General features: G+C 33.2%; 9 protein-coding genes. 7 read left to right on the top strand and 2 right to left on the bottom strand.

The features are described 5' to 3' along the window. Window positions 1-6 precede the first annotated feature (6 nt). The 4 genes from P2W75_RS02930 to P2W75_RS02915 all read left to right on the top strand — a co-directional run bounded on the left by P2W75_RS02930 (window position 7) and on the right by P2W75_RS02915 (window position 4,396). Window positions 7-201: a hypothetical protein gene (locus P2W75_RS02930; protein ID WP_207298672.1), complete on the top strand. Its 195-nt coding sequence runs from the start codon at window positions 7-9 to the stop codon at window positions 199-201. Between the two features lie 2 nt (window positions 202-203). Then, window positions 204-1,463, top strand: a complete 1,260-nt coding sequence (locus tag P2W75_RS02925; RefSeq protein WP_276378838.1) for a hemolysin family protein — start codon at window positions 204-206, stop codon at window positions 1,461-1,463. Window positions 1,464-1,571: 108 nt separating this feature from the next. Then, complete coding sequence (locus tag P2W75_RS02920; protein ID WP_276378837.1) at window positions 1,572-3,671, top strand: peptidylprolyl isomerase; 2,100 nt, start codon at window positions 1,572-1,574, stop codon at window positions 3,669-3,671. Between the two features lie 284 nt (window positions 3,672-3,955). Continuing rightward, a complete protein-coding gene (locus P2W75_RS02915) occupies window positions 3,956-4,396 on the top strand; it encodes a hypothetical protein (RefSeq protein ID WP_276378836.1) in 441 nt (146 codons plus the stop codon). Between the two features lie 5 nt (window positions 4,397-4,401). Here P2W75_RS02915 and P2W75_RS02910 read toward each other — a convergent pair whose 3' ends face one another. Both P2W75_RS02910 and P2W75_RS02905 read right to left on the bottom strand, forming a co-directional pair. Beyond that, a complete protein-coding gene (locus tag P2W75_RS02910) occupies window positions 4,402-5,316 on the bottom strand; it encodes a GYDIA family GHMP kinase (RefSeq protein WP_276378835.1) in 915 nt (304 codons plus the stop codon). 89 nt (window positions 5,317-5,405) lie between these two features. Next, a complete protein-coding gene (locus tag P2W75_RS02905) occupies window positions 5,406-6,719 on the bottom strand; it encodes a hydroxymethylglutaryl-CoA reductase, degradative (RefSeq protein ID WP_276378834.1) in 1,314 nt (437 codons plus the stop codon). A 180-nt stretch (window positions 6,720-6,899) separates the two neighbouring features. On the opposite strand from P2W75_RS02905, the gene P2W75_RS02900 reads away from it, so the two are divergent. Genes P2W75_RS02900 through P2W75_RS02890 form a run of 3 tightly spaced genes read left to right on the top strand, consistent with a single transcriptional unit; the run spans window position 6,900 to window position 12,269 of the window. Continuing rightward, the gene (locus P2W75_RS02900) at window positions 6,900-9,071 is read left to right on the top strand and encodes a S9 family peptidase (protein WP_276378833.1); all 2,172 of its coding nucleotides are present in this window, start codon (window positions 6,900-6,902) and stop codon (window positions 9,069-9,071) included. Window positions 9,072-9,108: 37 nt separating this feature from the next. Then, a complete protein-coding gene (locus tag P2W75_RS02895; protein ID WP_207298036.1) occupies window positions 9,109-10,785 on the top strand; it encodes a peptide MFS transporter in 1,677 nt (558 codons plus the stop codon). Next, complete coding sequence (locus tag P2W75_RS02890) at window positions 10,785-12,269, top strand: peptide MFS transporter (RefSeq protein ID WP_276378832.1); 1,485 nt, start codon at window positions 10,785-10,787, stop codon at window positions 12,267-12,269. The genes P2W75_RS02895 and P2W75_RS02890 overlap by 1 nt, the downstream gene beginning before the upstream one ends. Window positions 12,270-12,320: the final 51 nt, after the last annotated feature.

The raw sequence follows: 12,320 nt of genomic DNA, 5'->3' as shown, positions 1-12,320 counted from the left end.
AATATTATGGGTTATTTAAAATATACACAATACGTTTACATCCTTTTTGCTGTTTTCTTTCTGTATGATGGTGCGGTAAAACTCAATGAAGGAAATGAAAGCTATCCGTTAAGTTTTATAATTGCGGGAATGGCCATTTTTATGTTTTTCTTCAGGAGAAGATTTCTTAAGAAAAATCAGGATCGTAATAAAAACCAATAAAAATGGAGATTAGTATTATAATATTGTGTTTAATACTATCAGCTTTTTTCTCAGGAATGGAAATAGCTTTTATTTCCTCCAATAAAATTTATCTTGGAATCGAAAAAAAACAAGATAATTTTCTTTCCCAAATTCTAACCAAACTTACCGAAAATCCTTCTAAGTTTATTGCCTCAATGCTTATTGGTAACACAGCAGCATTGGTTGTATATGCTTTTTATATGGGAGAAATGGTTCTAAGGTTTATTATAGGACTTGGTTTTGAATTTTCAGATCTGACCACCATTTTAGTTCAAACATTTATTTCGACTTTTATACTTTTAGTTACGGCTGAATTTTTCCCTAAAGTCCTTTTCCAGATTTATGCCAATACTTTAATTAAGGTTTTTGCAGTTCCAGCGTATCTTTTCTACAGACTATTCTATTATATATCAACTTTTTTTATTTGGATATCCGATTTTGTTTTAAAGAAATTTTTCAAAGTCGAAGCCGACCATGTGCAGATGTATTTTAGTAAAATTGAACTTGGAAATTACATAACCGAACAGATGAATTCAGTAGAAGATGATGAAGAAGTTGATTCGGAAATCCAGATTTTTCAAAATGCTCTAGAGTTTTCGGGTGTAAAAGCAAGAGATATAATGACTCCGCGTACCGAAATCGTCGCTGTAGATTTATTTGATACAGTTCAAGAACTAAGGGACTTATTCATTGAAACTGGTTATTCGAAAATTGTGGTCAGCCAGAATTCTTTAGATGATATTGTGGGTTACGTGCACTCATTTGACTTGTTTAAGAAGCCTAATAGTATAAAATCAGTTTTAATGACTGTTGAGTTTGTTCCGGAAACTATTTTGATAAAAGACGCTTTAAATCTTCTTATCAAAAAAAGAAAAAACGTTGCTGTGGTTTTAGACGAATATGGCGGAACTTCTGGAATCATAACGATCGAAGATATTGTGGAAGAGCTTTTTGGAGAAATCGAAGATGAACATGATTTAGATGAAGAACTTATTGAAGAAGAACTTGGTGAAGGTAAATATTTGTTTTCGACCCGTTTAGATGTAGAATATTTAAATGAAACCTATAAATTGATGATTCCTGAAGAAGATTCTTATGGAACATTGGGAGGGTTTATTGTCAATTATACAAAAGAAATCCCACAAAAAGGAGATAAAATTGTAATAGATAAGTTTCGTTTTGTGATCGAAGAAGCTTCTAATCATAAAATTGAATTGGTTAGAATGACAATAAAAGAGTGATTTTTTAAATAATTAAAAAAAATTGTGCAAAATAAAACGCTAGTTGTATTGTTATTAACTAGATAATTGTATTTTCGCAAACTGAATATAAAATTAACGATAATTAAAATGGCAGTTTTAGCAAAAATTAGACAGCGTTCCGCTTTATTAATAGGGGTTATTGCTCTTGCTTTATTAGCATTTATAATACAAGATCTATTTACAAGAGGAACATTTGGTCAAAGTTCAAAAGATGTAGGAAGCATCGATGGAAAAGATATTTCATTTGAAGACTTTAGAGTTAAAGTTAGTAATCTTGAAAAAAGTGGTCAGGGAATTACTTCTACTGAAGCTGCAAACAGAGTTTGGGATCAAGAAGTTTCGATCGCATTATTATCATCTCAATTTGAAAAATTAGGATTGAGAGTTGGTGAGAAGCACTTAATCGAAGTTTTAAAAGCAGATCCAAATATTGGTAAAGCACCTATGTTTTTAAACGCAGCAGGAATGTTTGATGTAGCCAAATTCAAAGACTACTTCAAAAGCAATCCTGAAGCGGCTCAATATCTTGCTGACAAAGAAAAAGATGCTGAATTAAATGCAAAATTTCAAATCTATAGTACTTTAGTTAAATCTGCACTTTACACAACTGCTAGTGAAGGAAAACTAAAATACGAAATGGAAGCCAACAAAGTTAACTTCTCTTATGCTGCAGCTTTATATTCTTCTATTAAAGACAGTGAAGTAAAAATTTCTGATTCAGAAATCGTTGATTACATGAAGAAAAACGAGAAAAAATTTAAAGCAGATGCAACTCGTGAAATTCAATACGTTTTAGTGGAAGACAAACCTTCAAAAGAAGACGAGGCTGAAATTAAAGCTAAAATGAATGCATTATTATCTGGAAGCGTTGTTTACAATGCCAAAACAGGTAAAAATGATACATTACCAGGATTCAAAAACGCAACAAACATCGCTGAATTTGTTAACGCAAATTCTGATGTTCCTTACGATTCTACATACGTTCCTAAAAATGCTTTACCAGCTGTTGATGCTGATAAATTATTCAGTCTGCCTGCTGGAGCTATTTATGGTCCTTACGTTTACGGAAAATACTATGCGATCTCTAAATCATTAGGATTTAAAGCAGGAGTGAATGCAAAAGCTAGTCATATCTTAATTGGTTATGAAGGATCTCAAGCAACCAACCAAAGAGAAAAAAGAACTAAAGAAGAAGCTAAAGCGAAAGCTGAAGAAATCTTAGCACAAGTTCAGGCTAATCCAGACAGCTTCATGATGCTTGCATTCACTAATTCTGATGATGGATCTGCACAACAAGGAGGTGATTTAGGATATTTTGGTCCAAACCAAATGGTAAAACCATTCAATGATTTTGTATTCAATAACGGTATTGGTAAAATTGGTATTGTTGAAACTCAATTTGGTTTCCATGTAATCAAAATTACAGACAAACAAGACGGAATTCGTTTAGCTACAATTGCTCAAAAAATTGAGCCATCTGAAGCTACTTCTGATAAAGTATTTACATTGGCAACTAAATTCGAAATGGAAGCTGCTGATAAAGACTTTGCTGCTACTGCAAAAGAATTAGGATTAAAAGTTGCTCCTCCAGTTTCTGTAAAAGCGATGGACGAACAATTTGGACCATTAGGAAACCAAAGAAACATCGTAAGATGGGCATTTGATAAAGAAACAGGTAAAAACGACGTAAAACGTTTTGAAATTGCTAATGTTGGTCACGTAATTGCTCAGTACAAAGGTGAAAATGAATCAGGTTTAGTATCTGTTACATTAGCAAGACCTTACGTTGAGCCAATCTTGAAAAACAAGAAAAAAGCTGAAATATTAAAAGCTAAAATGACAGGTTCTAGCATCGAAGCTATTGCGAAAAGTGCTGGTGTAGCTGTACAACAAGCTTCTAACGTAACTATGGATAATCCAGTATTACCAGGTGGAGTTGGACAAGAGCCTAAAGTAGTTGGAAATGCATTTGCATTAGCTGCAAACAAAATTTCTGCTCCAATTGAAGGAAATACAGGAGTTTATGTAGTGAAAAATATCAGCACTGTAAAAGCTCCGGCTTTAACAAACCACGCAGAATATGTAGCTAAAGTAAAAGCTCAAAGCGCATCTGATGCAAGCAGAATTTTACCAGCGTTGAAAAACAATGCTAAAATCGAAGACAACAGATTACAATTTAACTACTAGTAGTTACTAAGTAATAGTACATACTTAAAAACCCGAAATGTTCATTAGAATGTTTCGGGTTTTTTGCATTTAGATATGTCGAATGTTAATTATAGTAAAATTCTTATACAGTTTTCTTAACTATATGGGAATAATGGAAATATAATTTAAAAAATTTGTGATATTCAAATTATTACAGTTAATTTGTCCGAATTTTTGTTACAACAAAAAAAACTTATTTAGCCCCATTATAAATAAAAATAATATCAATTTTTTAATCAAATACTCTAAAAATCAGGTATTTAATGTATATGTTTAAATTGTTTAGAAGAAAACCTAAAGTATATTCCAAAATAGAAAATCATATTTTTGGGATCATTACGGAACTTTTAAAAGTAAGCACTACAGAGATCAATGTTGATGAGCTGGGGGGTAAGTATTATCTAAGTAATGATGAGCAGCATTTTAAGGTTACTATACTAAGTAACGACTATGTGATCAGGCTTACTAACACTCGTGATTCTGTTGCTGAAAAGTATGATAAGGTTTTCGTTGAAGATGTTTTGAAAGCTGTAAAAGAAGAAAAACACCGACGAATGGAATTGGTGTACGATTCTATTACCAATAGTATAGAAAAAATGGCAGAACGTCTCCACAATACTCTTATAGAATCTAACAGCGAACACGAAATAAATGTCCGCCGATTAGAGGCTGAACTTTTAGAAGATAAAAAAGTAAATTACTAAAACACTTATTCTTGTAAAATCATTTCGTCATACGTAAGGATTGTGTCATATCCTTTTGAGGTGAAATAATCTTTTGGATTTTCTTTTGAGACTACCATAACAAAATCTCCGCCCCAGGCGCCAAGACTTTTAATGGTGCCCTTAAAATCAGGAAAAGCGATTTCTTTTATCGTTTTTATTTCAAGAATGTTGCTTAAATGAATTTCGTGTTTTTCTACAGCACGAGCAAATTCATTCAGAGTTGCAGCATGTAGAATTGCATTGGTGATTTTATTGTTTTCAGCAACGCTTTTAGCTAGATTTAGGTCTTTGTGTTTGTTGTAAGCGTGAATAGCGGCTTTACTGTTCTGTTTTTTATTCAAGTAAACAAAAAAGATATTCTTTGTAAAATCGGGATTAAAAGCTACTGGTTCTACCTGGTTGTTTTCTATTTTATAGAGTATAGGAGTATTATTCTGTGCACAAGCAATATCATAACCACTTCCCCCAAAACTGTTTTTCAATAACGTGAAAGCATTAATTTTGGCCCATTGCGCAATGTTATTGATCAAAGTCGATGATGTTCCTAATCCCCAATTTCTTGGAAAAGTAAGATTAGTGGTCACTTTTAACCCTTCTGACTTGTCTAGAAATTCAGGATTTAAAAGATACGCTTCGTGAAGAATATTGATTAAAGTAGTTTTTACAGTTTCAGTTTCTGGATTAACAGGATTGATAACTTCATCGAATGTAATGGTGGTTTCAAACCAAAGTTTTTGATCGTAATCATAACTTTTCCAATCGATGATTTTAGCTGTTGTTTCTTCAACTATTAAATTTTGTCCGAATCTAGTTGGCAGTGCAAAAGCATCTGCGCCATCTAATACTAGATATTCTCCAGAGATAAATAATTTTCCGTTACTGTAAAAAGTGGTTGGCATACGTATATTTTTAGCCCCGATGGGAGTGACATCCTTTTGTGGCGGGGTTCGCCATAAAAGATATAACGGACAGCGGGATCAGCTTCTAATTATTTTCTTAAATTTTCGATAAACTCAACTACGGCACTATGAGAAACTGCGGTTTTTTTAAAATGAGTTTTGATTAAACGACGTTCTTCTTCAGTAGCTTCAAACTGGTTGATAATATTATTAAGGTGCATCTTCATATGTCCTTCTTGAATTCCGGTGGTAGTTAAAGAACGTAAAGCCGCAAAATTTTGTGCCAGTCCTGCCACTGCCGTAATTTCCATCAATTCAGTAGCCGATGGCTTTTCGAGCATTTCCAGACATAATTTTACTAATGGATGCAACGATGTTAAACCGCCGACAGTTCCTAAAGCTAAAGGAATTTCCAACCAGAATGTAAAAATTCCGTTTTCGATTTTAGCATGAGATAAGCTGGCGTATTGTCCGTTTTTAGAAGCGTAAGCATGAACTCCGGCTTCAATGGCTCTAAAATCATTTCCAGTTGCCAAGACTACTGCATCAACACCATTCATAATTCCTTTATTGTGAGTTACCGCTCTAAAAGGCTCTATTTCGGCAATTTGAACAGCTTGTACAAAACGCTCGGCAAATTCCTGCGGATTTGTAATGTGTTTTTCGGCTAAATCTTCAACAGGACAAGAAACTTCTGCTCTTACCAAACAATGCGGCACATAATTCGATAAAATACTCATAATTACTTCTAATTTATCATCAGGTGAAAACAAATCAGAGTTTTGAAATTCATCTTTTAAAGTCGATGCAAACTGCTCCAGACATGAATTGATGAAATTTGCTCCCATACTGTCTTTGGTTTCAAAAGTAGCATGAAGCTGAAAGTAATTTTCAAGTAAGTTTCTTTTGTCTTTTAAATGGATATCTAGAATTCCTCCTCCACGCTGCTGCATATTTTTGGTAATGCTTTGTGTTTCAGAGAAAAATTTAGGTTTTATTTCTTGAAAGAAAGATTGCAGTTTTTCGGCATCACCATTAAAATTAAAGTGTACCTGACCGATTTTTTCGGTATTAATAATGGTGGCTTTGAAGCCTCCGCGTGTTGCCCAGAATTTCGCAGCTTTTGAGGCAGCAGCCACAACAGAACTCTCCTCAATGGCCATTGGAATCGTTTTATACTTCCCATTAATTAAAAAATTAGGAGCAACTCCAAGCGGAATGTATAAATTGGTAATAGTATTCTCAATAAATTCATCGTGCAGCTGCTGAAGCTTTTCATCTGAATTCCAGTAATTTCTTATAATATTTAGGGCTTCTTCAGGTGTAGAAAAATATTCATTGGCAATCCAGTCAATTTTTTCTTTTTTGGATAATTTAGAAAATCCGGCAACAGCGTTGTTCATTCTCAATATATTAAATAGTAATGTTGCGGCAAAGATACTATTTTAAGAGTTTTGATTGCAATCTATTTGAAAGATCAAAATACGCAATCGTTATTTTTTTTAACATTTAACACTTAAAATGTGTATTATGTTTATTTTTTTTATTAAAATTGGACTCTTTTTATATTTAAAATAATTATAATGAATACAAGTAAATTTACTGCAGTACTTTTATTTTTAACTGCAGTCGTTTTCGGACAGCAAAAAATAACTGTCGAAAATGTTTTTGGCGGAACCTTTCGTGCTAAAGGAATGGACGAATTGCAATCGTTAAAAAATACAAATCAATACACAGTTCTAAATGTTGATCAGGCGAGCAGAAGTATGCAGGTTGATTTGTATGACTTCGCAACTTTAAAAAAAGTCTCAAATTTAATTGATACAAAAAACTTCAAAGAACTTGCAGACGGAATTGACAGCTATACTTTTGATGCTTCCGAAAAAAAGATTTTAATAGCTTGTAATTCAACAAAAATATTCCGTCACTCTTTTACTGCAGATTATTTTCTCTATGATATCGCAGCTAAAACGCTTACAAAACTGGTTGATTTTCAGATTCAAGAGCCGACTTTTTCTCCTGATGGAACCAAAATAGCTTACGCAAAAGAAAACAACCTATATATATATAATGTTGCTTCAAAAAAATCAACTCCAGTTACTACTGACGGAAAGAAAAATGCTGTTATAAATGGTATTACTGACTGGGTTTACGAAGAAGAATTCGCTTTTGTCCGGGCTTTTGACTGGAGTAAAGACAGTAAAAAACTAGCTTACATTCGTTTTGACGAGAGCCAGGTTCCAGAATTTTCAATGTCAATGTTTCATAAAGATTTATATCCAACAATTGAAACTTTTAAATATCCTAAAGCAGGAGAGAAAAATTCAGTAGTTTCATTACATATTTATGATGCTGCTGGAAATACTTCTAAAAAAGTTGATTTAGGTAATTATAATGATTTCTACATTGCAAGAATGCGGTGGACAAATGATAATAATGTATTATCGGCTCAGGTTTTAAACCGTCATCAAGACAATCTTGATTTAGTATTTATCGACGGAACTACAGCTGCAGCAAAAGTGGTTCTAAACGAAAAAGACAAAGCATACGTTGACGTTACAGATAATTTGACTTTCTTAAAAGATAACAGTTTTATCTGGACAAGTGAAAAAGACGGTTTTAATCATATTTATGTGTATGATAAAAACGGAAAACTTAAAAATCAGGTTACAAAAGGGAACTGGGAAGTAACTTCATACTACGGTTTCGACGAAAAAACAAAAACTATTTTCTATCAATCTACTGAAAATGGTTCTATTAACAGAGATCTTTACAGAATTGGTTTAGACGGAAAAAATAAAACACGTTTGTCTTCAAAAACAGGAACAAGCGCAGCGACTTTCAGTCCTAATTTCCAATATTTTATTACAACTTTCTCAAGTAATACACAGCCTACTACCTATACTTTAAACGAGGCTAAAACAGGAAAAGAAATTCAGGTTATCGAAAACAATCAGGCTCTTGCTGATAAATTAAAAGCGTATAACCTTCCTTCAAAAGAATATTTTGTTTTAAAAACAGCAAAAGGAAATGAATTGAATGCATGGATTTTAAAACCAAAAGATTTCGATCCTTCAAAAAAATATCCTGTTTTTATGTTCCAGTATTCTGGTCCAGGATCGCAGCAGGTAAACAATCAATGGAACAACTCTAATGATTATTGGTTCCTTTCATTAACACAGCAAGGTTATATTGTGGCTTGTGTTGACGGAAGAGGAACGGGTTACAAAGGAGCTGATTTCAAAAAAGTGACTCAAAAAGAATTAGGAAAATACGAAGTTGAAGATCAAATCGATGCCGCAAAAGTAATTGGTGCTTATCCATATGTTGATGCTTCAAGAATTGGAATTTTCGGATGGAGCTATGGTGGATTCATGGCATCTAACTGTATTTTTCAAGGAAATGATGTATTTAAAATGGCAATCGCAGTTGCTCCAGTTACTAACTGGCGTTTTTATGACAGCGTTTATACAGAAAGATACATGCAGACTCCGCAGGAAAATGCAAGCGGATACGATCAAAACTCTCCTATAAATCACGTTGATAAATTAAAAGGAAAGTTCTTGTTGATTCATGGTTCAGGAGATGATAATGTTCATGTTCAAAATACAATGCAGATGATGGAAGCATTGATTCAGGCAAACAAACAATTTGATTCTCAAATTTATCCAGATAAAGATCATGGTATTTATGGTGGAAAAACCAGAATACAGCTTTACAATAAAATGACCAATTTCATCAAAGAAAATCTATAATCTTTAAAATATAAACCTAATTTAATTAATGAATAATATGGGAGAAACTCAAGTAAAAACCGCGCATCCAAAAGGGCTTTGGGTATTGTTTGGAACAGAGATGTGGGAGCGATTCAATTTTTATGGAATGCGAGCTTTATTAACTTTATTCCTTGTGAATTCATTATTGATGAAGGAAGAAGAAGCTTCTTTAATTTACGGAGGTTTCCTTGGACTTTGTTATTTAACTCCAATGCTTGGAGGTTTTATTGCCGATCGTTATTTAGGAAACAGAAATTGTATTATCCTAGGTGGTTTGTTAATGGCAACAGGACAAATGCTTTTGTTTACCAGCGGAAGTGTTTTTGAATCTAATTTAGAACTGGCTAAAATCATCATGTATTCTGCATTAGGAGTAATTGTTTTTGGTAATGGATTCTTCAAACCAAATATTTCAAGTATGGTGGGAAGTTTGTATCCAAAACAAGAAAAAACGAAACTGGATACCGCTTTTACTATTTTCTATATGGGAATCAACATGGGAGCTTTCTTAGGACAGTCAATTTGTCCTTTATTAGGAGACGTAAAAGATGCTGGTGGAATTAGAGATATTCATGCTTTCAGATGGGGGTTCATGGCGGCCTCTGCTGCAATGCTTATCGGAACGGTGCTTTTCTACTTTCTGAAAAACAAATACGTGGTTTCTCCTGAAGGAAGACCATTAGGAGGTTTACCTTCTAAAAATGTAGCAGAAGATTTTGAAGAAGGAGAAGCTCAAAAAGCAAATTTCTCTTCTAAATCATTATTATTAGCTGGAGTAGCATTTATTGCTTTAGGATTGTTTTTTCATTATGTAGTAGGACAGAATTTAATCTATACCTTAATTTATTCAAGTGGTTTGGCATTAGCTGGACTTATTATTTCTGATACTTCATTAACTAAAATTGAAAGAGATAGAATTATTGTAATTTACATTGTTTCTTTCTTTATCATTTTCTTCTGGGCAGCGTTTGAGCAAGCAGGTTCTTCGTTGACATTTATTGCAGATAACCAAACAGACAGACATTTCTTCGGATGGTTGATGCCGCCTTCAATGGTTCAGATTTTTAATGGACTTTTTGTTGTAGTAATGGCAGTTCCTTTTAGTATTCTTTGGGATTTCTTAAGAGCGAGAGACAAGGAGCCAATTTCGCCAGTAAAACTAGCGGCAGGATTGGTTATTATTTCAGTAAGTTTCTTTATGATTGCTACTCAAGTATCTTTTCTTGGAACTTCGGGATTATTGCTTGTAAAATGGTTAATCCTATTGTATTTCTTAAATACTTGTGCGGAGTTGTGCTTATCTCCAATTGGATTATCGTTAGTAGGTAAATTATCTCCAAAACGTTTTGCTTCTCTATTATATGGCGTATTCTTTTTATCAAATGCATCTGGTTATGCTTTGGGAGGAACTTTAGGATCTATACTTCCGGCTACAGGAGATAAATTTGCAAAAGCAAAAGAATTAGGAATTGATCTTCAGGCGGTTTTAAATAAAACAATCACGCCTACAGCAGAGCAATTGGCATTATTGGATAAACACCAAATTAGCGCTCAAAATCCCGTTTTCGCTGGATTTGAAATTCATAATTTATACGAATTCTTCATGGTATTTGTCGTACTTACAGGTATTGCAGCAATCGTATTATTTGCACTAACACCATTATTAAAAAAATTGATGCACGGGGTTAGATAATGAAGGACACAATTACACTAGAAGAAATTCAGGATTTTAAAGGCAAATATCCAAAACAATTATGGTATTTGTTTTTGGTGGAAATGTGGGAACGTTTTTGTTTCTACGGAATGAGAGGGGTTTTAGCTTTTTTTATGGTAGACCAATTGGGTTTACTTGAAGGAAAAGCAAATTTACAATACGGTGCTATTCAGGCTTTTGTTTACGCATTTACTTTTATAGGCGGAATTTTCGCTGATAAAATTTTAGGATTTAAAAAATCGCTTCTTTTCGGAGGAATTGTAATGATATTAGGAAACTTACTTATTGCAGCTTCTCCACATGATTTCTTTTATTATGGAATAACGCTTTCTATCATTGGAACTGGTTTCTTTAAACCAAACGTTTCTTCAATGGTAGGGGAGCTGTATCATGAAAGCGACGGTCGTCGAGATGCTGGTTATGGATTGTTTTATGCAGGAATTAATATTGGAGGAATGCTGGGTGGTGCAATTCCTATTTATTTAGGAAAGAACTATTCTTGGAGTCTTTGTTTTCTTTCTGCGGCAATTGTTATGATAATTGGAGTTATAACTTTTCTTTTAACGAAAAAGCATTTAGCACCAATTGGAAATTCTCCAATAGAACATTATGCGCCTAAAAAACGTAGTCTTTATGAAACAGCGGTTTATGTAGGTTCTTTTGTTGTAATTCCATTAGTGTATATAATGGTTATCAATTCTGATTTTACAGAGTACTTTATGTATACTATGGGAATAGCTGCATTAGGATATTTTGGATATGAATTGATAATGTTAAAGGATGGAAAACAACAGAGAAAACTTTTAGCAGCATTTGTATTTATTTTTGGATATTTTATGTTTATGGCCATTTCTGAGCAATCAGGAGGTTCTTTGTCTTTGTTTGCAAAGGATAATTTGTCTAACAAAATGTTGTTTTTTCATATTGACCCAAATGTCGTAAATAATAGTATCAACTCATTGTATGTTGTTATTTTCAGTCCATTAGTAGGATTGTTGTGGATATTTATGGCTAAGCGAAAAATTGAACCCAATACTGTTATTAAGTTTGGTTTATCATTTGTTTTACTGGCTGCAGGTTTCTTTATTTTTTACAGTGCCAGATTTTTTGTAGATGCAGAAGGGTTAAGTTCTCTGGATGTTTTTGCTTTAGGATATCTGGTCTATACGCTTGGTGAATTGTGCATTGGTCCAATCGGAATGTCGGTAATTACAAAATTATCGCCTAAAAGATTATTTGGTATGATGATGGGATTATGGTTCTTATCAAGTGCATTTGGCCAGTTTGCTGCAGGAAAATTAGGAGCTGAAATATCCGATGCAAATACCGGAACGACATTAATGTCTAAACTTATCGCGTATACAGACGGATATTATCAATTAGCTTTGTATTCTTTAATTGCAGGAGTTGCGTTAATTGTTTTGACTCCTTTAATTAGAAGATTAATGCAAGAAGTAAAATAAGACTAACTGTATTTTCAATTTGTTTTTTGTTTAAATTTGCCTAAAAATAAA

The sequence above is a fragment of the Flavobacterium sp. H4147 genome, assembly GCF_029360735.1.
Classification (GTDB): Bacteria; Bacteroidota; Bacteroidia; order Flavobacteriales; family Flavobacteriaceae; genus Flavobacterium; species Flavobacterium endoglycinae.
This window is presented reverse-complemented; position numbering and strand designations above follow the sequence as displayed.

Excerpts from the sequence above, each read along its gene's own strand:
- P2W75_RS02915 (WP_276378836.1), top strand. The coding sequence starts at position 3,956 with ATGTATATGTTTAAATTGTTTAGAAGAAAACCTAAAGTATATTCCAAA.
- P2W75_RS02925 (WP_276378838.1), top strand. The coding sequence starts at position 204 with ATGGAGATTAGTATTATAATATTGTGTTTAATACTATCAGCTTTTTTC.
- P2W75_RS02905 (WP_276378834.1), bottom strand. The coding sequence starts at position 6,719 with ATGAACAACGCTGTTGCCGGATTTTCTAAATTATCCAAAAAAGAAAAA.
- P2W75_RS02910 (WP_276378835.1), bottom strand. The coding sequence starts at position 5,316 with ATGCCAACCACTTTTTACAGTAACGGAAAATTATTTATCTCTGGAGAA.
- P2W75_RS02890 (WP_276378832.1), top strand. The coding sequence starts at position 10,785 with ATGAAGGACACAATTACACTAGAAGAAATTCAGGATTTTAAAGGCAAA.
- P2W75_RS02930 (WP_207298672.1), top strand. The coding sequence starts at position 7 with ATGGGTTATTTAAAATATACACAATACGTTTACATCCTTTTTGCTGTT.
- P2W75_RS02920 (WP_276378837.1), top strand. The coding sequence starts at position 1,572 with ATGGCAGTTTTAGCAAAAATTAGACAGCGTTCCGCTTTATTAATAGGG.
- P2W75_RS02895 (WP_207298036.1), top strand. The coding sequence starts at position 9,109 with ATGGGAGAAACTCAAGTAAAAACCGCGCATCCAAAAGGGCTTTGGGTA.
- P2W75_RS02900 (WP_276378833.1), top strand. The coding sequence starts at position 6,900 with ATGAATACAAGTAAATTTACTGCAGTACTTTTATTTTTAACTGCAGTC.